This window comes from Haloarcula rubra, assembly GCF_019599465.1.
GTDB lineage: Archaea > Halobacteriota > Halobacteria > Halobacteriales > Haloarculaceae > Haloarcula > Haloarcula rubra.
The window spans coordinates 68,394-89,623 of record NZ_RKLR01000012.1 but is presented as its reverse complement, the minus strand read 5'-3'; the positions used below and the strand labels follow the sequence as shown (position 1 = coordinate 89,623).

The following is a 21,230-nucleotide window of genomic DNA, read 5'->3' as shown; positions in this document are numbered from 1 at the left end:
ATGGTCCTTGACGGAATAGCGAAAACCGCGCTGCTCGGCGTCGAGATGGGCATGACGCTCGTACTTGTCACTGTGGGGCTGACGCTGATATTCGGCATGATGGATGTCATCAACTTCGCGCACGGGTCGCTATACATGCTCGGGGCGTACTTTGGCCTCACTGTCGTCTCGGTGACCGGAAACTGGTGGGCAGCACTCTTGATCGCACCGTTACTGGTTGGTCTCCTCGGGGGCCTCATCGAATACTTCTCGATACGCCCTCTCTATGGTCGGAACCCGCTCTATCACATCCTCCTGACGTTCGGGTTCGCCATCATGCTACACGGGTTGGTGACAGAGATCTGGGGTGGACAGGTGCAGAACATTTCGACTCCTGCGCTCCTCGACGGATCGGTGGACCTGGTGTTGTTCTCGTACCCACTGTTTCGGCTGTTCCTGCTGGGTGTGAGCATCGCTGTCACGGCCGCCCTGTGGCTGGCGATTCGCCAGAGTGACTTCGGTATCGTCATGCGCGCAAGCGCGCACGACTCGGAGATGGTGAACGCCCTCGGGACGGACGTCAAGCGGGTGTTCACTGCCGTATTCGTCCTCGGTTCGGTGCTCGCCGGATTGGCAGGCGTTCTCCTCGGAACTTCCCAAGCGGTTGACCCGGGGATGGCTGCGAGCATCATCATCCAGGCGTTCGCCATCGTCGTCATCGGAGGGCTCGGGAGTTATCGTGGCGCCGTCGTCGGCGCGTTCATCGTCGGGATGCTCAATGCGTTCGGGCCGACATTCGCGCCGCAGTTTACCGACGCGCTCCTGTACCTGTTGATGGCGGCTGTCTTGCTCGTAAAACCGGCTGGGCTGTTCGGCAACCCGGAGGCGACGTGAGATGAGTGTCAAGGACATCGTCGGTCGGCACTTCTCCGCACACGCCGAGACAGACGTCCTCAGCGGTCGAGTCCGACTCGGCCTGTTCGTCGCGGGCGTTGTCGCTGTGCTGTTCGCTCCGGTGGCACAGATGATTCACCCGTTTTGGATGGACCTCGTGACACATATGTTCATCTTCGCGCTGTTCGCACTCAGTCTGGATTTCGTCTTCGGGTATGCCGGGCTGCTCTCGTTCGGCCACGCGGCCATGTTCGGAGCCGGCGGCTACGCTGCTGCGCTGTTGATACAGAATGTGACCTCCAGTGCACTACTGGTCTTGCCGGCGGCGGTTATCATCGGAGCAATTGTTGCGGCGATTATTGGGTGGTTGAGCGTCTCTGCACGTGGCATCTACTTCGCCATGCTCACGCTGGCGTTCGCCCAGCTGTTCTACACGATAGCGTTCAACGACATCCCGGCTATGTTGCTCGGCGTTGACGCCGTGACAAACGGAGACAACGGCCTCGTCGGCATCACCTCACTGACGCTATTTGGGATGGACACCGGTTCGCTCATGTCGTACTATTACCTCGCGCTCGTGATACTCGCGGGGATGTTGGCATTGGTCACTCGACTCGCCAACTCGCCGTTCGGCCGCGTGCTACAGGCTATCCGCGAGAACGAGGACCGCGTCGCGTTCATCGGCTACAACGTGGACCGGTACAAGATCGTTGCGTTCACGATAAGCGGTGCGATGGCAGGACTGGCGGGCGGCCTCTGGGTGCCGTTCAATAGTACCGCCACCACGTCGATGCTCCACTGGACGACCAGCGGTGAACTGATCGTGATGACACTGCTGGGAGGGATGGGGACGCTCTGGGGGCCGATAGCCGGTGCTTTCCTCGTCGTGTTCCTCGAAGATTCGCTATCGGCCATCGGCAACTGGGAGATTTACCTCGGTATCGTCTACATCGTCATCGTCATTTTTGCGCCGCGTGGACTAGCCGGTATCTTCCAGACGGTCCGGTCGAACCCCCACCCGAAAGTCTTGTTGAGCAGGGTGCGGAGCGCACTGGTGACCTACAGAGAGAAGGTCTTCTCCTAACCCCTACATTTTATATCCGACGGCAGAGTTTGGGATTGTATGCCAGACACAAAGGTACGAGACCTTTCTGCAGCAATCGAGATGATCGAACCGGGGAGTTCCATCGCGATGGGACTCGCCCTCGAACACGCGATTCCGTTCGCCGCTGGGCACGAACTGATACGTCAGGGGACCGACGACCTGACACTGATCGGCCCTATCAGTGACCTCCTGTTCGATCAGTTGGTGGCCGCAGACCTGGTTGACAGAGTTCGGGCCGCGTGGGTCGGCAACGTTAGCGCTGGTACCGGCTACAACTTCAGACGGGCCGTCGAAGACGGTGACCTCGAGGTTGAGAATCACTCGAACTTCAGCATCGCGCTGTCGCTGAAGGCCGCCGCGATGGGCGTTCCGTATCTCCCGACGCGGTCGTTGCTAGGGAGTGATATCTTCGACGAGAGCGATCGTTTTCGTGAGGCCGAAGACCCATACTCGGGTGACCGATTGGCTCTCGTTCCAGCCATCCGGCCGGACTGGGCGATCGTACACGTCCAGCGGGCGTCGCCATATGGCGACGCTCACTTCTGGGGCAACTCCGGAGTGACGTTCGAGGGAGTCAAGGCTGCGAAGAACACGCTTGTCGTCGCCGAGGAAATCGTCGACTCCGACGTTATAAAGAGCGACCCCAGCCGAACCGCAATAACCAGAGAGTCAGTGACTACGGTCGCGGAAGTCCCATACGGCGCCCACCCGTCTCCACTCGCGGGCCGGTACAACCGAGACAACGAGTATTACGTCGACTACGCCGAGCGAACGAACGACTTGGCGGACGCCGCGGACTGGCTAGAAGAGTGGGTCTATTCCGTTCCGGATCGGACGACGTACATGGAAAAAATCGAGCGCAACCTCAGCGTCTCTGAACCGACTGTGGCCGCGGAGGTGGAGTATGGAAAGTGAGGCATACACGGACCGGGAACTGATGGTCGCTGCTGCGGCACGTGAAATCGACGACGGTGACGTCGCATTCGTCGGGATGCGGTTGCCGCTCATCGCGTTTCAGGTCGCGGTTAGCACGCACGCCACGAACGCACTCTCTGTGTTCGAAAGCGGCGTCGTACGCGATGACCCGGCGGACGGATTCCTCCATACGATGTGTGACCTTCCGAACCTCGATCATGCTGTCTCGACGACGAGCATGATAGACATCATGTCGCGCCTCCAGCGAGGTGATATCGACGTCGGCTTCCTCGGCGGCGCGGAGATTGACCGGTACGGGAACCTGAACACGACCCGCGTTTCATCGGGGTCGCGTCAGATCCGACTTCCAGGGAGCGGCGGTGCCTGCGATATCGCTTGTCTATCCCAACGGACAGTGATTCTGATGCCCCACGAACCGCGTCGGTTCGTGCAGAACGTGACGTACAACACGAGCCCCGGCCACGGTGAAGGTGGCGATTGGCGTGAACGTAATTCGGTGGCGGGTGGCGGTCCGGAAACGCTCGTCACGACGAAGGCCACGTTCAGCTTCGATGACGACGGGGAGATGTACGTCGAGTCGGTCCATCCGGGTGTCGATCTTGACGATATCGTCGACGACTTTCCGTGGGACCTCAGAACTGCTAAAGACGTAACCGGCGACGCTGTGGGACGAACCGACCCGCCGTCGCAGACGGTGCTGGACTTGATTCGAAAATTCGACCCTGACGGCTTCTGGACCCGTTGAATTGCCCTTCAGGTAACGTCTCTGATAAATGGTGTCAATTACCGAAACAAACAAATATGATGTTCCTCATTATCTGACTGAGAGATGCAGCAGAACGTACCCGAGTCATGTCTACCCGACGCAGCGTACGGCCCGGAACCAGTCAACGCGCTCCCCGAGACTGACTACCCGTCCCATATCAACGTAGCGGAGGAGCTAGTCGACAAGCACGTCGAAGAAGGCCGCGGGGACAACGTTGCCATTCGGTTCCGAGATCGAGAAATCACATATAATGACCTCCAAAAGAAGGTCAACCGATTCGGGAACGCTTTGCAAAACCTTGGGATCGAACCGGGAGACCGGGTGCTTGTGCGGTTCCCGAACCGACCGGAAGCTATCGTCTCCTGTCTGGCCGTCCAGAAAATCGGGGCGATTCCACAGCCCTCGATGAAACTACTGCGAGCTAAAGAACTTACACATATCCTCGACGACGCCAAAATCAAGGTCGCAATCGTCTACGACGATCTGTTGGATGAACTCGAAGATGCCGTAGATGCCGTCGACTGCGTCGAGGAGATTGTCGTAGCCGACGACGTCGGTATCGAACACGACCACCCGAGCTACGGGGCACTCATCGAGGATGCGAGCGAGGATCTGGAGTCCCACGACACGGAAGCGACAGACCTCGGGCTGATGCTGTATACCAGTGGGACGACCGGCCGCCCGAAAGGCGCCGTGCACTCCCACTCTGATATTCTTGCGACGGCCGACGGATACGCCCGATACTGCATCGAACCGACGGAGGACGATGTCTTCGGGGGGAATCCCCCACTCCCGTTTGCGTATGGATACGGGGACCTCGTCACGTTCCCCCTCCGATTCGGTGCCACGACCAGTTTAGTCCAGGACGCGACACCGGAGACGCTCCTCGAGGCTATCGAGGACCACGGAATCAGCGTGTTCTGCTCTGTCCCGACCGCGTACAACCAGATTCTCTCGAAGTTCCCCGAGGGACACGAAGAATACGATGTGAGTTCTCTCCGACTTGGGCTTAGTGCCGGTGAACCGCTGGCACCCCACACGTTCGACGAAATCAACGAGAAGTACGGTATCGATATTCTCGACGGCATCGGCACGACGGAGATGCTCCACATCTTCATTTCTCACCGCCACACCGATGACGTCGATCCCAGTGCGACAGGGTTCGCCGTCCCGGGCTACGAGGCCAAAATCGTCGACCCTGAGACAGGCGAAGAACTGGAACGTGGCCGGTCTGGTCAACTTGCTGTTCGGGGCCCGACGGGCATTACGTACTGGAACCGTCCCGAAAAACAAAAGGAAGCTGTCGAAGACGGCTGGAGTTTCCCTGGCGACATCTTCGTCCAGCGCGAGGACGGTCGGTTTGAGTACCAGTCCCGCGAAGATGACCTCATCATCTCCAGCGGCTACAACATTCCCGGCCCAGAAGTTGAGATGGTTCTTGAAGAACGAGAATCCGTTCAGGAGGTAGCCGTCATCGGCGCCCCCGACGAGGAACGCGGTGAGATCGTGAAAGCGTACATCGTTCTCCACGAGGACTACGAGGGAAGTGAGGAACTCGTCACAGAACTCCAGAACCATGTCAAGAACACACTCGCACCCTACAAGTATCCACGAGCAATTCAGTTCCTTAACGAACTGCCACGCACAGAGACGGGCAAAATTCAGCGAACAAAGCTTCGAGAGCGAGAACAGACTGCGTAACGACGAGGCTGTACCGGTCTAGCGCAGGGTGGCACGATTGCGGTATCGTGGTACAAACCTTCCTTTTCGATTGGCATCCGTATCGATAATTAGTGGGCACATTCGTCAGTGCCGAGTGTCTCGGCCAGATGTGCCGCTGTGGCCTTAGAAGTGATTATCTCCCATCATTTACAGAGAGTGAAAACAGGAACGTTTACATTATAAATCGTCAAGAATAGGGTTTAACTACAACGTGAGAATCATTGATATTTCAGTATCTTTTCGATGGCAGGAATCAGTGCTGACTCTACCATACGGTAACTGGACGAGACTGAATTATGACCTCACTCCCATAACTACTGTACATGTGTTATGGCGAATTCTATTCGACCGCGATAGCAGTGTTTCGAAAACCAAGAGAATGTGTAGTCGTACCACGCTCTTCATAATGGGAGTACATGTGTTATCTCTTCCTGGTAGTATGAGACACTTCAGCTAGGCTGGGTGTTTTTATAACAAATTTTATATTTCCCGTTCGTTTTCGACCCACCCATACCTCGCACATTTGGTATCTCAGTATCTGATCTCGAGGGGCGCGGCATGCAGTTGCATTGTACATAGATGGTGTTTACGATTACTGTAAACATATTGGCTGCAGAACCTTCCCGGTAGCTCTGGTTCGAGATCACAATGTGGGAGAAGGAACTCCTACGGACCCTCGTTAGACCTGAGCTTCAGGTCTGAGCGAGGCTTGGCGACACAGGTCAGCACATACCCCTCTTCTTTTTCCTTGGCAGAGAGGAACATCGCCTCCGTTTGCTGGACCTCTCCTTCCTCGAGAAGAAGCGCACTACAGACACCGCAGACGCCCATTCGGCACTGGTACGGCAATTCGAGGCCTGCCTCGTCAGCTGCTTCGAGTATAGTCTGCGTTTCGGGGACCTCTATCGACCGTTCCAGATCGACGAACTCGACTGTATGCGTCGTAACCATCGTTATAGCTCGCACTCGTAGACGTGTTCGATTGGTTCGAAGTCGAGTTCTTCGTAGATCGACATGCCCTGGTCGTCGCCCTCGATTACGTCGACGCGACAGAAATCGATCCCTCGCGGATGGTCTCGGAGCCAGTCGGCAGCTGCCTCGAGTAGTTGCTGTCCGATACCTGATTCACGATGTTCCTCTAACACGAAGTGGCCGTTGATGTACCCGTGATCTTGCAGACGGAATATCGGATGGTCACCGACAACTCGCACCTCGAGGACGCCGACGAGATTGTCGTCTAATTCGGCGACGAAAACGGTCCCGTACTTCGAATCGAGAAGCTGATTCTCGAAGTACTGCAGCCAGCGTTCGTCAGCCTCGTCTTTGTGTTGGTATCGATCGTCGTAATTCGAGAGGTAATCGGTGAAACCGTGCCAGAGTTCGATAAGTTCGGTACCATCTGCTTTCTCGGCTTGTCTAATCTCGGCTTCCATAACCCCCTATAGAAACCCCTTAGATAAAAAATTCCCTCCTCGCTACGGATGATTCGTCAGACTCTGGGAAAGGCTTATACGTCATCGGTCGAATGTGGTATTGTATCGAAATGTCCGTAGACCCAGCCACACTCTCCGAAGAAGAGTTTAAAGAACAGCTACAGAACGGGAAGATGGTCGAGTCGGAAGAGGAGATGACTGAAGGATACAAGAAGGCGCTGAAGCAGATACTGATGGTTTCGGCCGACACCGAATTGATGAGTGCCCCAGCGTACTACGAGCAGTCACTCAACGCTCCGAGCCTCGACGCCCGGGCCTCGTGCGTGAGCGTCATTCAGGACGAACTCGGTCACGGCCACATCGCTTACCGCCTGCTGGAGGACCTTGGTGAGGACCGAGAGGACCTGATCTTCAACCGAGAACCGCACGAGTTCCGCAACACGTACGGCTTCGACCAGCACATCGACAACTTCGCCGAACTCGTCTGCGCCCACGGTCTGTTCGATCGTGCAGGAATCACTCTCCTAGGGGACATCCACGAGAACACGTCCTACGCTCCGTGGAAACGCGCACTGACGAAGGTGTCTAAAGAGGAGCAGTTCCACCTCCGCCACGGTGAGACGTGGATGCGCCGCCTCTCCAACAAGAACGAGACGACCAAAGCAAAGGTCCAGGAAGCCGTCGACTGGATGTTCCCGATCGCGCTGGAATGGTTTGGGCTCCCTGACGACAAGAAGCGTCACGACGACCAGCTCGAATACCGTATCAAGGGGAAATCGAACGACGAACTTCGGCAGGACTGGTTGGACCGGACGGTCCCCTTCCTCAACGAGATCGACATCGAGTTCCCCGCACACTACGACGAGGACGCCGACGAGTACGTCATCGACTACGAGTTCCCGGTCGCGTTCGACGAAGAGAACAAAGAGTGGCTCTTCGACGAGCCGATCTCGTGGGACGACGTCATCGACCGTTGGCGGGCACGCGGACCAGCGAACGAGAAGTACGTCAACCTGATCCAGTCTGGCAAAGTCGACGTGATGCCCTAACTGCAGTACTATGAGCAAGAGTTCGAAGACGGAAATTGACGAGATGGGATTCGGTCCGTTCGACATCGGTCCTGACGGTACCGAGTCCGAACTGGAACAGGCAGTCTGGGCGAACCTCGACGAGATACCGGACCCACACATTCCGCTGAGTCTGGTCGAGATGGCTATGATATACGATGTCGACGTGGACAGAGACGGAGTTGCCCAGGTCGACGTATCGTTCCCCTGCATGGGGTGTCCAGCGTACGAGTTCATCCACGACGACATTCGGGGATGCCTCCGGACGATGGACGGGATCACCGACGTCGAAATCGACGTAGTCTGGGATCCTGTGTGGACCAAAGACATGCTGGACGACGAGGCGCGCGAGAAACTGCGAGAATCGGGGATTGCACTATGAAATACGAAGTATTTGCACGCATTAGACCAGGAGAGGAACTGATCCACGTCGGCAACGTGGACGCACCGGACGACAAGATCGTGAAGACGTACGCACGGACGACGTTCGATGAAGAGGACTGGGACCGGATGATCGCCGTCCCAAGGGCCGAGATTGTCGAAGTAGCGGGCAAGCAGAAGGCGGAATCACCGCCCAGGAGCACACAATGACTGAGAACTGGAGTGACGACGCGGTAGAGTACGTACAAGCGATCGCGGACACGAAGCTGATACTCTCACACCGGTACACGGAGTGGATGCTTTCAGGTCCGGTCTTGGAGGACGACATCGCGGGCGCGAGTGCTGCCCAGGACGAGATCGGCCACGTCCGACAACTGTTCGAGAAGCTCTCCAACCACGGTCGCGCGCTCTCGTGGTTGCAAGGTGATCGACCGCCCGAGAAGTTCGCTAACGCCGCCTGTCTCGATGACGAATTCGACTCGTGGGTCGAGTTCGTCACGGTCGCAGATTTGACTGAGCGTGCCGCCTGGTATCTCATCGACTCAATCGTCCACGAGGACTTCACTGGTCTCGGCGAGCGCATCGGGCAGGACGAGTACTTCCACTTGGAACACCTGGACGGCAGCCTCGAACGTCACGCCGACGAGAACACCGAAGAGGTCGAAGCCGCACTCGAAGCGGCGGTCCCGGGCGTACTCGCGTTCATCGGGCCGGCAACGCTCGACGCCGACTCGGACCCACTCGTACAGTCGGGTTTCACTGACAGGTCGGCCGTCGACGTCCGTGAGGGGTTCAAAGCGCAGTACGAGTCGATCTTCGAGGACACCGACGTCGACATCTCGGTGGCCGACTGGGACGTACCCGACTCGGACGAATGGGACAGCAAGCGCCGCCGCGTCGGCGAGGGACACATCAGCTCCGAACTGGTCGACGCGTTGACCGGCGTCAAGAACGCTGAGTTCGCACGAGCCTGACCCATGAGTGCATCCATGAACAACGAACAGGATCTGGAGAAACACCCAGAGTGCCCGTTCTGTGGGTCGCGAGATACGGAACAGGAATCCGCGTTCGGGTCGGAGATATCCAAGAGCCAGTACTACTGCCACGGCTGCAACACGATGTTCGAGCGGCTCAAGTACGACGGGAAGTCACCCGACGACGGGCGGTAGTCCGCGACTGTGAACGGCGTGTGCGCATAGAGCACCTACTGTGCTATCGGGGCTATCAAGCTCCAAGAGCACAGTCTGGTTCGAATCGTCTGTCTCACCCTTCCCAAAAAGTTTATATCCTATGCATGAGTTTTCGATAATGGACAATGGAGTCATTCGACCAGCTAGACCTAGAGTACTTCCAGACTGAAGTAGAGAACCACGTCGGTATCCTCCGGATCGACCGGCCGCCTGTGAACGCCCACAACATCGACGTCCTGCTCGAACTGCAGCGCGCCGTCGAAGGTGTTCGGTTCGACGACGACGTCCGTGTGTGCGTCTTCGGGAGCGCCAACGAGGACATCTTCTCGACCGGGTTCGACATCAACGACCTCCAGACAGAGGAAGCCCACCAAATCGGCTACGCCAGCCAGACCTCGAAGGAGATCATCATGAAGATGCGGACGACGGACACGATCTTCATCGCCGCTGTCGACGGGCACTGCATGGGTGGTGGCCTCGAACTGGCCCTCGCCTGCGACTTCCGATTCGTCGGCGATGACGACAACTACCGTGTCGGGATGCCCGAAGTCCACCTTGGCCTGATCGCCGGCGAGGCAGGGACGCAGCTCCTGCCCCGGTACATCAACCGCTCGGACGCACTCCGCATGATGATCACCGGCGAGGAACTCACGCCGCAGGAGGCCTACGAGAAGGACATCTTCGACGAAATCCACCCGCCGGAAGACGTTGAGGACGCCGTTTTCGAGTTCGCCGAGGAGATCGTCGAGAAGCCCGCTGGTGCCGTCGGCCACAACAAGCTCGCCGTCAACGAGGGTCTCGAAATGCCGCTCTGGGACGCGCTCTCCCACGAGCGCGAACTTCAGAACGCGCTGCTTGGATCGGACTCCGCGAAAGAAGGCGTCGACGCGTTCCTCGAGGATCGAGAACCGGACTTCGTCGGTGTCGAAATCGGCGAGAAGGACGCTCCCGAGCCCACGTCGGACGACTAACTACAGCGAGAGCGATTCAGTCGCGACGGTCGTCTGTTGAATCTCGGTGGTCCCACCGATCAAACTCAGTATTTTTGCGTCACGGAAGTACCGTTCGAGCGGGTAGTCCGTCCGGTACCCCTTGCCGCCGTAGATCTGCATCGCGTTGCGCGTGACGAACTCTGCGACGTCACTCGCGTAGTACTTCGCCTGACTCGACTTTCGCGTGTTCCCACCCTCGTCAGCGATGGTCGCGGCCGACTCGTAGACGAGATGCCGTGCCGCGTCGAGTCGCGTGCCCATCTTCGCAACGAGTACCTGCACGGCCTGATACTCTCCGATAGCGTTGCCACCCTGTCGACGTTCGCTCGCGTAATCGACGGCGTCATCGTACGCGGCTTTCGCGATACCGGTCCCGATGGCTCCGAGTCCCGTCCTCGCCATGTCGATGGTCCCCATCGCAATGCGGAAGCCCTGTCCAACCTCGCCGAGGAGTGCGTCCGAATCGACGTCGACGCCTTCGAGTGTCGAATCGCCGGTGACGTGTCCGCGCATCCCCATGAACTCCGCCCGGTCGAACACGAACCCGTCTGTGTCGTCTATCGACGGCACGAGGAAGACGCTGACTCCGTGGGAATCCGAGGGCTGCGGTTGCTTGCGCCCGACGACGAGATGGACGTCGGCGACGCCGGCGTTCGTCCCGAAGGACTTCTCGCCCGTTAGGCGGTACCCTTCGTCACTCTCTTCGGCGACTGTCTCGAGTTCTGTCGGCGAACTCCCCGCCCCGGGCTCCGTGAGCAACATCGCCCCGACGGATTCGCCTGCCACCATCTCCGGGAGCCACTGTTCTTTCTGTGCCTCCGTGCCGTGACGTGCGATCGGGAGTGCGGCGAAGGTGTGGCCCTGTATAGTCTCGGCGACTGCACCGCTCGCGCGCGCGACTCGTTCGACTGCGAGCGCGTACGAGACGAAGTCAGAGTCCAGCCCACCGTACTCCTCCGGCAGGAGGATGCCGAGGAGACCAGCATCGCCGGCGGCCTCGATGACGTCTCGCGGGAACTCGTCGTTCGATTCGATCTCCTCTGCACGTGGTTCGACGACATCGCGCGCGAACTCGTCGGCGCGGTCTCTAATCTCACGGTGCTCCTCTGACAGCGATCGTTCTAGAAGCTGCATACAGGTTCACCTCGGCCCTGACGTATTAAGATTTCGCGGTCCGCTGTGGGTTGTACGGTCGACAACTCTATTCAGGAGGTGAAACTCCCACCCCGTTACGCCCACAGGTACATCGGGAAGTACTGAGGGCTCGGGGATTCGCGACGTTAGTCGCGACAACCCTAGTTCCAGAGAGTGGCGAAAAAGCCGGTCGTGGGACGGGACGTCCGTTACCGGTCGATGTTGACGTTGACGTTCTTCGCTTGCGTGTACTCTTTGATAGCCTCGGTCCCCTGTTCGCGACCGACGCCGCTCTCTTTGAATCCACCGAACGGCGTTTGTGGGAACGTCTGTGGGTACTCGTTGATGCTGACCATCCCGTAGTCCAAGCGTGCTGCCGTGTCGTGGGCGCGGTTGATATTGTTCGTCCAGATGCCCGCGCTCAGGCCGAACGGGGAGTCGTTCGCGATTTCGATGGCCTCCTCGTCGTCACTGAACTCGATAACCGAGAGAACCGGACCGAAGATTTCCTCGCGTGCGATGGTCATGTCGTTCGTCACGTCAGTGAACACCGTCGGTTCGATGAAGTATCCCTGCTCTTTGTCCTCGGGAATACCGCCGCCGGTCGCGACCGTCGCACCCTCGTCGATACCGGTCTGGATGTAGTCGAGCACCTCTTCGCGGTGACTCTCGCTCACTGCGGGACCCATCCGCCCGTCGTCGTCGATACCGCTACCCAGCGGCGTCGCCTCTGCGCGGTTCACGACCCGCTCGACGACTTCGTCGTGGATGTCCTCGTGGACGAGCAGGCGCGACCCAGCCCAGCACATCTGGCCGCAGTTCATGAAGATGCCGTAGTGGACGCCCTTCGACGCGGCTTCGAGATCGGCGTCGGGGAAGACCATGTTCGGTCCTTTCCCGCCCAGTTCCAGCGTGACGCCGGTCACGTTGTCCGCGGCTTCGGACATGATGTGCTTCCCGACGCCGGTACTACCGGTGAAGGCGACATGGTCGACCGCGGGTTCGGAGACGAGCGCGCTCCCAGCTTCAGAGCCCGTGCCCGGAACGACGTTTAGTACGCCGTCGGGGAGACCAGCCGCTTCGGCGGCCTTCGCGTAGTAGAGTGCGGTCAACGGCGTCGTGTTCGAGGGCTTGAGAACAGCTGTGTTACCGCACGCGAGCGCGGGTGCGAGGCTGCGACCCGCGAGCTGGAAGGGATAGTTCCACGGCGCGATGTGCGCGGTGACACCGAGTGGTTCCTGCAGGGTGTAGTCGAGTCGGTTGCCGGGAACAGGGATAGTCTCGCCCGTCAGTTTGTCCGCCCAGCCGGCGTAGTAACGGAACGTGTCGACGACCATGTCGATGTCGAGGCTGGCCTCGAACGGCGTCTTACCGTTGTCGTGGGATTCGACGAGGCCGATCTCGTCGGCCATCGACTCTATCTCGTCGGCCATCGCACGGAGGTGCGCACCGCGCTCGCTCGGGCTCATCGTCCGCCACTCCGACCCGCGCTCGGCGGCCGCGTCCGCTGCGGCCACCGCGTGACTGACGTCTTCGGCCGAGGCGCAGGCCACCGTCGCATACGTCTCTTCGGTCGCTGGATCGACCGTATCTATCGTTTCGCCGTTCTCCGCTGCCGTCCATTCACCGTCGATATACAGCTCTGTCGGACCGTCGTAGCTCATACGTGGTTGACTATCATACACGTCTATAAAAAAACTTGCCTCCACGCCTGCTTACCGGAAGTCGGGTCGCTCGTCCTGTAAAAACGCGTTCACCCCGATTTCGTGCGCCTCGCTCCCGTAAGCAAGGGTTTGCAGGTAGGCTTCTCGCTCCAGTGCGTCACGGAACGGCCGGCCGATGTTCTCGTGGATACCGCGCTTCGTCAGCCCGAGTGTCTCGGTGGGCTTTCGGTCGAGTGTGTCTAGCAGTTCCTCGACGGACTCGTCGAGTTCATCTTCAGCGACCGCGCGATTGATTAGGTCCATCGCCGCTGCCTCCTCGGCGTCGAACAGTCGGCCAGTCATCGTCAGTTCCTTCGCCGTCCGGAGGCCGACCAGTGCCGGGAGCAGAAACGTGCCGCCCGAGTCAGGAATCAGCCCGACGTTGCCAAACACTTCGCCGAAGCGGGCCTCACTGTCGGCGTAGGCAAAGTCACACGCGGCCGAGATGTTCGTTCCTGCACCGACGGCGTCGCCGTTGATTTTCGCGATGACGGGGAACGGCGCCGTTAGGATGCGCTCGATGACGGTGTTGAGTGTCGACTGGAGACGTTCGTAGGCCTCCTTAGGCGTCTCGTCACGGTCGGCCATCGCATCGATGTCGCCACCAGCACAGAACGCATCGCCGTCACCCGTGACGACCACCGCTCGAGAGTCCTCGCTCTCAGCAGTCTCCAGTGCGTCAACGAGTTCGTTCGCCGCGTCGACAGTAAAGGAGTTTTTCGTTTCTGGGCGGTCGAAAGAGAGTGTGTGTACGCGGTCGGCTTTCTCGACTCGAACCATACACGATGTGCTGCTCGAAGCGATATAAAACCAGCCGGGCCGAGACGTTTTTAATACTTGTCACACACCTCACCTAGTGTGCGAACTATCGATACACACGACGTTCGGTTTGGTGAACTCGCTGGGCCACTCGTTCACGGGGCACGGTTCTTCGACTGGGAACTTATCTCGACGCAAGTCATTACCGAAGCATTCGGCCACGCGTTCGAGGACATCGTCGATGCTGGCGGCATCCCCTACGCGCCCGTCGTCGCTGCGACGACTGTCTATCGCTATCCCAGATTTCGCGATACGGTGACTGTCGAGACGACGCCGATATCGGTCGGTGAGAGTAGCGTCGAGTTGTGCTACGAGATGGCTGATGGCGACGGTGACCGTCTCGCAACGGCACGACTCACGCACGTCACCATCGCTCCGGACGGCGGTGCGGACCCACTTCCTGAGGAAACCCGGAATCGGTTCCAGGAGGCACTCGAAGATACCGCCCCCGAAGTCGGCCCACGTGGGGCGGACGATGACGGAGATTGGCCATCGTTCTCAGCATCGTTCGATGTCCGAGGCCCCCATATCGAAGGCTCTGAACTCGCATACTTCGAAGAGTATCCGCGCTTTGCCGACGTGGCGCTCGAACGCTTCATCGAGTCGGCGGAAACGAATCTCGAGACGATGAGCGAGGACTGCAAACCGTTCCGTCTGCGCGACTGGCGCTGGGAGTTTGTCTCCCCCGTCCAGTACGAGTCGACGCTCACAATCGAATCGGACGTTCGATGCGTCACCGAAGATACTCTCCGAATCAAACACCAATTCAAGAGTGACGGCCGCGTAAGTATCGAGGGAGTCTCCGAGTACGGGAGTTTCGACGAGTCGGGCAACCCGATCTCGTTCACTCCCCAGATGCGTGCACTGTTCAGCGATGAGTGAATGGTTCGACCGTACTCCGAGCAGTTCTAGTTAGTCGTTCGCTCTGACGAGGCAGTCGGGATTTTTGAAAAGGGGGTACCCGTTCGCTTCGCTTTCGACGCTATCTGCGCAGTGCCACTCTCCGGACCCCCGTATCTTATAGTCGCCCGTCATCATCTAACGTGTATGACCGATGCGTACATCATCGGCGCTGGACAGTCAGACTTCGGGTCGTTCCCTTCGGAGTCGTACCGGTCGCTGTTCGACGACGCGTTCGACGAGGCCATCGAGAGCGTCGACAGCGACTTCGATACCGACCGAATCGACGAAGCGTTTCTCGGCACCCTTGGTGTCGGTGGTCGGCAACTGGGGTTGAGCGGGCCGGCCGTGACCGAACACCTCGGGCTTCATGGTATCCCGACGACACGCGTCGAGAACGCGTGTGCGGCCTCCGGCTACGCGCTCCGGCAGGCCGTGATGGCAGTCCGCTCGGGGATGGTAGACGTCGCACTCGCCGGTGGCTACGAGGTGATGACCGACATGAGCGGCGACCACACGAAGTGGTGGCTCGGCGTCAGCGGCGAGACGGAGTGGGAGCGTCTCTCCGGAACTACGTTCGCTGGCGTCTACGCGCAGATGGCGAGTGCCTACATGCGCGAGTACGAAGCGACGAAGGAGGATATCTCCCGCGTCGCGGTCAAGAACCACGCTAACGGGGCACAGAACCCGCATGCACAGCTCGGGTTCGAGTGTTCGCTGGAGGATGCGATGAATGCTCCTGATGTCGCCGCCCCATTGAACCTCTATCACTGTTGCCCGACGACGGACGGCGCGAGCGCAGTTCTCGTCGCGAGCGAGGACGCCGCACGTGAGCTATCGGACGCCCCAGTTCGTGTCGCGGGCGCGGGTGCGGCCAGCGGTCGCGTCGGATTGTTCCAGCGCGACTCGCTAACGAGTATCCCGGCCTCCGAGACAGCTGCAGAACGCGCCTACGACGAGGCCGGCATTCGGCCTGACGACCTCGACTTCGCCGAGGTACACGATTGCTTCGCTATCGCCGAACTCGCCGCCTACGAGGACCTCGGGTTCTGTGACAGGGGTGAGGCTCCGCGGCTCCTCCGGGAGGGCGTCACCGACCCTGATGGGAAACTACCGGTGAACACCTCTGGTGGTCTCAAATCGAAAGGCCACCCAATCGGGGCGACTGGAACGGGACAGGTCGTCGAGGCATTCTCCCAACTCCGGGGTAACGCCCATGTCCAGGTCGACGATCCAAAGGTGGGGCTGACACACAACGTCGGTGGCTCCGGTGGTGGTGTAACCGTCCACGTCTTTGAGCGGATTGACGGGGGTGAACTATGAATTACGCACGCGGTATTGTCGCAACCGGCGTCTACCTCCCGCAGTCCCGACTGAATGGCGACGAGATCGAAGCGGCGTGGGGGACCAGTGCACCCGTCTCACAGATCGCCGTGCCAGCGGCCGATGAAGACGCGCTCACGATGGCCATCGCGGCGGCTCGTAACGCACTTGATGATAGCAAAATAGACCCAAGAGACATCAACCACCTCGCGATTGGAACGACAACGCCACCGCTCGAAGAGGAGGAGTTCGCGCCGCGGGCCGCGTCGGCACTCGGTCTCAATACAGACTGTGAACTGGAAGCAGCTACGCAGAGCACGGTAGCTGGTGCGAACGTACTCTTGTCGGCAGCAGCCGCTTCGGGTCCCGCACTGGCCGTCGTCTCTGATGCGCCGAAAGGTGACCCAGCTGAAGTCGGACAGCGCGTCGGAGCTGGTGCGGCCGCGTTCCTCTTCGATGAGGGTGGTGCAGTTATCCTCGCAGACTCGGCCACACGCTCCCGTGACGCACCGGGACTTCGGTTCCGCGAACGCGGGAGCGAGACTGTCGAGGAACTGGACATCACAACCTACGAGCGCGAGACGATCCGTGATCTAGTCTCGACTGCCGCCGAAGCACTCGACATCGACCACGAGGCCGTTGATGGCGCGAGTCTATATCAGCCTACTCCTGACATCCCGCACCGAATCGCTCGTGCGTTACCCTACGACGCCGAGACGGTCGAACGCGGCACGCTTGTCAACGACGTCGGCGATGCTGGCGCGGCGACAACGGCTATAGGCTTGCTCGCCGCCCTTGACGAGAGCGACCCTTCGTCGGTCACTGTCGCTGGCTTCTTCGGAAGTGGCGCGACGGCCGTCGCACTCGCGTTCGAAACCCGAACAGCCATCGACGCCTCTGTGTCCGAGGCTATCGACGGCGGCGTCTCTATCCCGTACGCGGCGGCGCTCCGCGAACGTGGTCAGATCGGTGAAACCGAGGTTGCCGGCGGCGGCGCTCATGTCAGTCTCCCTTCGTGGCAACGGACGATTCAACAGCGCTATCGCCTCGAAGCGGGCCAGTGTCCAAACTGCGAAGCGGTCGCCTTCCCGCCAGAGGGTGCCTGTCCCGACTGCCACAAACGTGTGGAGTTCGACAAAATTGAACTCCCGCGCTCCGGTGAAATCGTTGCTGTGACCGTCATCGGGCAGGGTGGCGCACCGCCGGAGTTCGTCGAACTCCAGCGTCGTGACGGACCGTTCGCCGTGGCTATCGTCGAGGTTACCGCCGGCGACGGGACGGCCCGGTTCCCCGTCCAGTTGACAGACTGCGAACCTGACGAGGTCTCCGTCGGTGACCGAGTCGTCGGACGAGTCCGCAGAATCTACAGCGTCGAAGGTGTCACTCGATACGGACTGAAGTTCGTCCCCGAGTGATTCAACTGCTGTTTGACGAATCGAAACCGAGATCGTCCCACATCTCCGAGACGGTCTGGCGGACTTCTTCGGGGTAAGACGTCTCGTAAGTCACTCGCGGCGCGATGTACTCTTCGTCCCAGCGTGGGTCCCACGTGGCGTTGATGAACAGCCGCGACCCAGGTGTACCGTCAGTACGGTACTTCGGCGCAGTCGCAGCGGGTGCACTCGGTTCGCTGAACACCCAGTCCTGTGATGGATGTGCTTTCACCCAGATATCGTCGAGCGGGCGCGAGAGATCAGCAGCCGAAGTGTCCTCGTCGAGGATGAGTATCTTGTCGAATAGGTTAGAGAATGAGAACAGGGTATTGGATAATTGCCACTCGAACCCGGCGTACAGTATCTCGGAGGCGACGACGCACATCCCCAGCCCCATCTCACCAGGGAGGCGGATCCACTCGGCAGGTGCGATACCCCAATAGTTGTTCACCCGATAGTTCAGGCGTGCGGATTCGACGATGCCGACTAGTTGGATGTCGTCAGTGAGTGGTGTTCCGAGCGGGACGAACGGCACCCGCGGTGAGTCACGGTGCGCCACCACATCGACGCTGATGTCGACGACGTCCGTATCCATTGCCAGTTCCCACGCCGTCTTTATGTCGGAAGAAGACGCTCCCACTTCGAAATCAGCGACGCGTCCAGTCACGAGTACTTCGGAGGTTGCTGGTACTGTCACCCCTTCGTGCTTCGCGATTGATACGGCGTCAGAACGCGTACTGGGACGGATACTCCCCGTTTGTGTCCTATCGAGCCAGTGGAGTATGGTGTTGGTCAATGCCGCCGCTGGGACGCCGAGACAGAGCGAGACTGCTGCGCCAGGCTGAATGGCACTGTTCGTCGGGATAACTGCGCGGAGACGATTCGTGCCGCGGACCGTCCCACGCACTGGGAGCCACTGTGTCTCGTCGCCGTCCTTGATAGCGAGTACACCGAGCGTGAACGCGGGTGGCTCACCAGGGTTGAGTGGTGGCAGACCCAGCGAGTAACAGTCTGCATCCGACGATTCGGCGAGTAGCTCAGTCTCCTCAGGCTCTGTCGTCGCTGCCAGTGGCCCGGCAACGCGTTCGACGACGCGCTGGTACGGCGTGTCTGTTCCGAGGCCGAGTGCAAGTGCGAGGCGTGTCCACGGTTTTTCTCGATACTGTGTCGCCTGCTCTGGTCCTGCGAACGCTCCAGAGACTGGGGTCACGACACCGCTAGTCTCTGAAAATCGCACCGCCGGTCCGTTTGAGCGTACTGCCTCAGCCGCCACTGCGGCGATATCTTCGTCCGGGACGTGGTTTTCGACGTCCAGAAGATCGTCGCTCTCGTTTAATATATCGACCCCCTCACGGAACGAGCGTCCGTCCGCCATCAGTTCTCTCCCTCCCGTGAGACGCTCGGTTTCTCGAAGATTTCGGCAGACAGTCCCGCATCGTCGAGTATCTCGCGCGCACGCTCCCGACGGTTTTCGGATTCGGAGCGATTTATATGCTCAACACCTTCGGGACGTGTCGCATCGATGTACGTCTTGGCCGTCTTCGCCTTCGATGTCCCCATCTGTACGTCTCCTTTCTCTTCAGGCGTCTGGTAGATGTTGAGTGGGACTTTTGGCATCGTCTCCGTACCGAATTGGTGGAAGTCTTCATCTGGGTCGGCGTACAGCGCCATCGCTTCGAGCACTGTGCACTGGTCGAACGGGTCCACATCCGAATCGACGAAGACGAAGAAATCCACGTGAAGCATACCCCATGTCGTGAAAATGAAGTTGGCGAGTTCGTGGAGGTACGACGGTCGGGTCGTATCCGTGGAGATGACGTAGACTGTCCGTGGTGTGAAGGGCCACGGTGCCAGTTTCTCCACGTCGAACCCGGCCGCACGGAGACCCAGTGTCGCGTCGGGACCGACACACGCGACTTCCATTGAGGATGTCGTATTGTGGGCGTACCCGACCTCTGACCATTCCACGGTGAAGGGAATGTACGGTTGATCTCGGTGAGTGATCGCATCTATCTCGAGCACTGGCATCGACCGGCGAGGGCCGTGCATGTAACCGAAGTAGTCCCCGTACGGCCCCTCGTCGAGTCGACTGTTGGGAAGGATACGGCCTTCGAGGACTATCTCTGCAGTTGCGGGGACGAGTAGGTCGTTCGTCTCGCACGGGACGAGTTCGACAGGCGCGCGTTTCAAACCGCCCGCGAAATCGGCTTCGTTTCGGCCGGTCGGGATCCACATCATAGAGACGCACTCGACTGCCGGTTCTGCCCCGATGGCTAGAGCGACCGGCATTGGTTCGTCATGCCGTTCGTACTTGTAGTAGTAGATGTTCGGCGTCTGCTCCCCTGCAAGCAACAGGACGCTCGCGCGAGTGTTGTCGTGGAACATCGTCCGATGCGATGACCAGTCCGTCCACTCCGTGTCTCGGTCGTCCGCGATGAGCGTGTGCAGATTCGAGTAACGACCGCCGTCGCCGACGTGGAGGAACGGCCATGGGAACGAGAGAAGGTCCACGTCTTCGCCGCTGTGAACCACCTGTTTACACGGTGCGGCATCGTCCTCGACAACGGTTGGTGCTACCGGCGAACGCAAGCGGTCGATGATCTCCTCGTAGAAGCCGTCGGTCGTTAGGTCGTCGCTTAGACCCAGACCAGTCGCGACACGCCCCCAGGGCTGTTGGCGGGACCCACGATACGGGTCTCCCACGAGTCGGGCCTCAGACTCGTCGCTCACGTCTTCGAAAACTGGAATGGCCGAGTCACGCTCGTTGGCACGCATCGTCACCGCACCAGTTTCGAGATTCCACGATATTTGATGGTCGATTCGGTTGCATGCGCCGCGTTTCTCTAAGCGCTCTAGGTAGCCACGGAAACTGTCGGTCGCGTCGCTCTCATCTGCACTCATCTGTTGTCACCGAACGAACTAGAAATCTCGTCCCGGATGCGTTCTGCTTTGACGTCAAGATAGGCATCGAGCAGTTCGGGGTACGCGTCCTGCATATATGAGTTGACTATTGTACGGACCGCGTCGGATACGGAATCAAACTCCCCGACTGTTACGAGATACTGAAGCATCGCACGGGCGTCTTCGGATCGTGCGTTGATCACGTTCGATTCGGTACGGCTGTACTCGATGCAGTCGTGGAGAATCTCCTCGTCGATCTCGCCGAGTTCCGGATTTGTTTCCAGAATATCGATGTACCACTCCTCTTTGATGTTCTCGTGAGGGCCACGGACAACCGTCAGTGGCTCTGGGTCATCAAGTTCGCTTTCGGACTCTGCCACCCTTGCCCGCGTCACGAATATTTCCTTTGTGTCTGTATCTGTCAGCTGAATACGCACTTCGCCCTCTGGGTCGTCTGGGAGATTCTCTTCCGCAGTACTGTATCTAGTCATGATGAAACACTCTCGAGTGTGTTTTCGGGACCTACGACGGTGTATACAGCGGTCGTATATA

The 21,230-nt window shown here is 59.3% G+C and carries 22 protein-coding genes; 14 read left to right on the top strand and 8 right to left on the bottom strand.

Going from position 1 to position 21,230, the window contains the following annotated elements:
- The 5 genes from EGH21_RS20095 (at nucleotide 1) to EGH21_RS20075 (ending at nucleotide 5,381) form a co-directional block, all read left to right on the top strand.
- Nucleotides 1-873, top strand: coding sequence for a branched-chain amino acid ABC transporter permease (locus EGH21_RS20095; RefSeq protein WP_220620190.1), 873 nt, complete (start codon nucleotides 1-3; stop codon nucleotides 871-873).
- A gap of 1 nt (nucleotide 874) precedes the next feature.
- Nucleotides 875-1,957: a branched-chain amino acid ABC transporter permease gene (locus EGH21_RS20090; RefSeq protein ID WP_220620189.1), complete on the top strand. Its 1,083-nt coding sequence runs from the start codon at nucleotides 875-877 to the stop codon at nucleotides 1,955-1,957.
- Nucleotides 1,958-1,996: 39 nt separating this feature from the next.
- Entirely contained in the window at nucleotides 1,997-2,893 is an 897-nt protein-coding gene (locus tag EGH21_RS20085; protein ID WP_220620188.1) for a CoA transferase subunit A, read from the top strand.
- Nucleotides 2,883-3,659 carry a CoA-transferase subunit beta gene (locus tag EGH21_RS20080; RefSeq protein WP_220620187.1) on the top strand — a complete coding sequence of 259 codons (777 nt, stop codon included), beginning with the start codon at nucleotides 2,883-2,885 and terminating at the stop codon, nucleotides 3,657-3,659. Before EGH21_RS20085 ends, EGH21_RS20080 begins: the two co-directional genes overlap by 11 nt.
- An 84-nt stretch (nucleotides 3,660-3,743) precedes the next feature.
- Nucleotides 3,744-5,381: an acetate--CoA ligase gene (locus tag EGH21_RS20075; RefSeq protein ID WP_220620186.1), complete on the top strand. Its 1,638-nt coding sequence runs from the start codon at nucleotides 3,744-3,746 to the stop codon at nucleotides 5,379-5,381.
- A gap of 687 nt (nucleotides 5,382-6,068) precedes the next feature.
- On the opposite strand, the gene EGH21_RS20070 is transcribed toward EGH21_RS20075, so the two are convergent.
- Together EGH21_RS20070 and EGH21_RS20065 are read right to left on the bottom strand one after the other, a co-directional pair.
- Nucleotides 6,069-6,353: a 2Fe-2S iron-sulfur cluster-binding protein gene (locus EGH21_RS20070; RefSeq protein ID WP_220620185.1), complete on the bottom strand. Its 285-nt coding sequence runs from the start codon at nucleotides 6,351-6,353 to the stop codon at nucleotides 6,069-6,071.
- A gap of 2 nt (nucleotides 6,354-6,355) precedes the next feature.
- Entirely contained in the window at nucleotides 6,356-6,835 is a 480-nt protein-coding gene (locus EGH21_RS20065; protein ID WP_220620184.1) for a GNAT family N-acetyltransferase, read from the bottom strand.
- A gap of 173 nt (nucleotides 6,836-7,008) precedes the next feature.
- Between EGH21_RS20065 and EGH21_RS20060 the strand changes: the two genes are divergently transcribed.
- The 6 genes from EGH21_RS20060 (at nucleotide 7,009) to EGH21_RS20035 (ending at nucleotide 10,444) form a co-directional block, all read left to right on the top strand.
- On the top strand, nucleotides 7,009-7,884 hold the full coding sequence (locus EGH21_RS20060; protein WP_236035708.1) for a Phenylacetic acid catabolic protein: 876 nt from the start codon (nucleotides 7,009-7,011) through the stop codon (nucleotides 7,882-7,884).
- 10 nt (nucleotides 7,885-7,894) lie between these two features.
- Nucleotides 7,895-8,284 carry a metal-sulfur cluster assembly factor gene (locus EGH21_RS20055; RefSeq protein WP_220620182.1) on the top strand — a complete coding sequence of 130 codons (390 nt, stop codon included), beginning with the start codon at nucleotides 7,895-7,897 and terminating at the stop codon, nucleotides 8,282-8,284.
- The gene (locus EGH21_RS20050) at nucleotides 8,281-8,493 is read left to right on the top strand and encodes a phenylacetic acid degradation PaaB family protein (protein WP_166974589.1); all 213 of its coding nucleotides are present in this window, start codon (nucleotides 8,281-8,283) and stop codon (nucleotides 8,491-8,493) included. The genes EGH21_RS20055 and EGH21_RS20050 overlap by 4 nt, the downstream gene beginning before the upstream one ends.
- Nucleotides 8,490-9,257 (top strand): Phenylacetic acid catabolic protein, encoded by a 768-nt coding sequence (locus tag EGH21_RS20045; protein ID WP_220620181.1) that lies wholly within the window; start codon nucleotides 8,490-8,492, stop codon nucleotides 9,255-9,257. Before EGH21_RS20050 ends, EGH21_RS20045 begins: the two co-directional genes overlap by 4 nt.
- A 3-nt stretch (nucleotides 9,258-9,260) precedes the next feature.
- On the top strand, nucleotides 9,261-9,452 hold the full coding sequence (locus tag EGH21_RS20040; protein ID WP_236035707.1) for a PaaD-like zinc ribbon domain-containing protein: 192 nt from the start codon (nucleotides 9,261-9,263) through the stop codon (nucleotides 9,450-9,452).
- Between the two features lie 146 nt (nucleotides 9,453-9,598).
- Nucleotides 9,599-10,444, top strand: coding sequence for an enoyl-CoA hydratase/isomerase family protein (locus tag EGH21_RS20035; RefSeq protein WP_220620180.1), 846 nt, complete (start codon nucleotides 9,599-9,601; stop codon nucleotides 10,442-10,444).
- Here EGH21_RS20035 and EGH21_RS20030 read toward each other — a convergent pair whose 3' ends face one another.
- The 3 genes from EGH21_RS20030 to EGH21_RS20020 all read right to left on the bottom strand — a co-directional run bounded on the left by EGH21_RS20030 (nucleotide 10,445) and on the right by EGH21_RS20020 (nucleotide 14,082).
- Entirely contained in the window at nucleotides 10,445-11,599 is a 1,155-nt protein-coding gene (locus EGH21_RS20030; protein WP_220620179.1) for an acyl-CoA dehydrogenase family protein, read from the bottom strand.
- 209 nt (nucleotides 11,600-11,808) lie between these two features.
- Nucleotides 11,809-13,263: an aldehyde dehydrogenase family protein gene (locus EGH21_RS20025; protein ID WP_220620178.1), complete on the bottom strand. Its 1,455-nt coding sequence runs from the start codon at nucleotides 13,261-13,263 to the stop codon at nucleotides 11,809-11,811.
- Nucleotides 13,264-13,314: 51 nt separating this feature from the next.
- Nucleotides 13,315-14,082 (bottom strand): enoyl-CoA hydratase/isomerase family protein, encoded by a 768-nt coding sequence (locus tag EGH21_RS20020; protein WP_220620177.1) that lies wholly within the window; start codon nucleotides 14,080-14,082, stop codon nucleotides 13,315-13,317.
- A gap of 78 nt (nucleotides 14,083-14,160) precedes the next feature.
- Between EGH21_RS20020 and EGH21_RS20015 the strand changes: the two genes are divergently transcribed.
- From EGH21_RS20015 to EGH21_RS20005, 3 genes are all read left to right on the top strand, one after another.
- Nucleotides 14,161-15,003, top strand: a complete 843-nt coding sequence (locus tag EGH21_RS20015; RefSeq protein WP_328765729.1) for an acyl-[acyl-carrier-protein] thioesterase — start codon at nucleotides 14,161-14,163, stop codon at nucleotides 15,001-15,003.
- Nucleotides 15,004-15,168: 165 nt separating this feature from the next.
- Nucleotides 15,169-16,344, top strand: a complete 1,176-nt coding sequence (locus tag EGH21_RS20010) for a thiolase domain-containing protein (RefSeq protein WP_220620176.1) — start codon at nucleotides 15,169-15,171, stop codon at nucleotides 16,342-16,344.
- Nucleotides 16,341-17,759, top strand: a complete 1,419-nt coding sequence (locus EGH21_RS20005) for a zinc ribbon domain-containing protein (protein WP_220620175.1) — start codon at nucleotides 16,341-16,343, stop codon at nucleotides 17,757-17,759. Before EGH21_RS20010 ends, EGH21_RS20005 begins: the two co-directional genes overlap by 4 nt.
- Before the next feature lies 1 nt (nucleotide 17,760).
- Here the strand turns inward: EGH21_RS20005 and EGH21_RS20000 are convergent, their stop codons facing one another.
- Genes EGH21_RS20000 through EGH21_RS19990 form a run of 3 tightly spaced genes read right to left on the bottom strand, consistent with a single transcriptional unit; the run spans nucleotide 17,761 to nucleotide 21,169 of the window.
- The gene (locus tag EGH21_RS20000) at nucleotides 17,761-19,152 is read right to left on the bottom strand and encodes a UbiD family decarboxylase (protein ID WP_220620174.1); all 1,392 of its coding nucleotides are present in this window, start codon (nucleotides 19,150-19,152) and stop codon (nucleotides 17,761-17,763) included.
- Nucleotides 19,152-20,678, bottom strand: a complete 1,527-nt coding sequence (locus tag EGH21_RS19995; RefSeq protein WP_220620173.1) for a UbiD family decarboxylase — start codon at nucleotides 20,676-20,678, stop codon at nucleotides 19,152-19,154. Before EGH21_RS19995 ends, EGH21_RS20000 begins: the two co-directional genes overlap by 1 nt.
- A complete protein-coding gene (locus EGH21_RS19990) occupies nucleotides 20,675-21,169 on the bottom strand; it encodes a hypothetical protein (protein WP_220620172.1) in 495 nt (164 codons plus the stop codon). The genes EGH21_RS19995 and EGH21_RS19990 overlap by 4 nt, the downstream gene beginning before the upstream one ends.
- Between the last annotated feature and the right edge of the window lie 61 nt (nucleotides 21,170-21,230).

Coding starts and splice junctions, on each gene's coding strand:
- EGH21_RS20095 (WP_220620190.1), top strand. CDS start 1: ATGGTCCTTGACGGAATAGCGAAAACCGCGCTGCTCGGCGTCGAGATG.
- EGH21_RS20090 (WP_220620189.1), top strand. CDS start 875: ATGAGTGTCAAGGACATCGTCGGTCGGCACTTCTCCGCACACGCCGAG.
- EGH21_RS20085 (WP_220620188.1), top strand. CDS start 1,997: ATGCCAGACACAAAGGTACGAGACCTTTCTGCAGCAATCGAGATGATC.
- EGH21_RS20080 (WP_220620187.1), top strand. CDS start 2,883: ATGGAAAGTGAGGCATACACGGACCGGGAACTGATGGTCGCTGCTGCG.
- EGH21_RS20075 (WP_220620186.1), top strand. CDS start 3,744: ATGCAGCAGAACGTACCCGAGTCATGTCTACCCGACGCAGCGTACGGC.
- EGH21_RS20070 (WP_220620185.1), bottom strand. CDS start 6,353: ATGGTTACGACGCATACAGTCGAGTTCGTCGATCTGGAACGGTCGATA.
- EGH21_RS20065 (WP_220620184.1), bottom strand. CDS start 6,835: ATGGAAGCCGAGATTAGACAAGCCGAGAAAGCAGATGGTACCGAACTT.
- EGH21_RS20060 (WP_236035708.1), top strand. CDS start 7,009: ATGGTCGAGTCGGAAGAGGAGATGACTGAAGGATACAAGAAGGCGCTG.
- EGH21_RS20055 (WP_220620182.1), top strand. CDS start 7,895: ATGAGCAAGAGTTCGAAGACGGAAATTGACGAGATGGGATTCGGTCCG.
- EGH21_RS20050 (WP_166974589.1), top strand. CDS start 8,281: ATGAAATACGAAGTATTTGCACGCATTAGACCAGGAGAGGAACTGATC.
- EGH21_RS20045 (WP_220620181.1), top strand. CDS start 8,490: ATGACTGAGAACTGGAGTGACGACGCGGTAGAGTACGTACAAGCGATC.
- EGH21_RS20040 (WP_236035707.1), top strand. CDS start 9,261: ATGAGTGCATCCATGAACAACGAACAGGATCTGGAGAAACACCCAGAG.
- EGH21_RS20035 (WP_220620180.1), top strand. CDS start 9,599: ATGGAGTCATTCGACCAGCTAGACCTAGAGTACTTCCAGACTGAAGTA.
- EGH21_RS20030 (WP_220620179.1), bottom strand. CDS start 11,599: ATGCAGCTTCTAGAACGATCGCTGTCAGAGGAGCACCGTGAGATTAGA.
- EGH21_RS20025 (WP_220620178.1), bottom strand. CDS start 13,263: ATGAGCTACGACGGTCCGACAGAGCTGTATATCGACGGTGAATGGACG.
- EGH21_RS20020 (WP_220620177.1), bottom strand. CDS start 14,082: ATGGTTCGAGTCGAGAAAGCCGACCGCGTACACACACTCTCTTTCGAC.
- EGH21_RS20010 (WP_220620176.1), top strand. CDS start 15,169: ATGACCGATGCGTACATCATCGGCGCTGGACAGTCAGACTTCGGGTCG.
- EGH21_RS20005 (WP_220620175.1), top strand. CDS start 16,341: ATGAATTACGCACGCGGTATTGTCGCAACCGGCGTCTACCTCCCGCAG.
- EGH21_RS20000 (WP_220620174.1), bottom strand. CDS start 19,152: ATGGCGGACGGACGCTCGTTCCGTGAGGGGGTCGATATATTAAACGAG.
- EGH21_RS19995 (WP_220620173.1), bottom strand. CDS start 20,678: ATGAGTGCAGATGAGAGCGACGCGACCGACAGTTTCCGTGGCTACCTA.
- EGH21_RS19990 (WP_220620172.1), bottom strand. CDS start 21,169: ATGACTAGATACAGTACTGCGGAAGAGAATCTCCCAGACGACCCAGAG.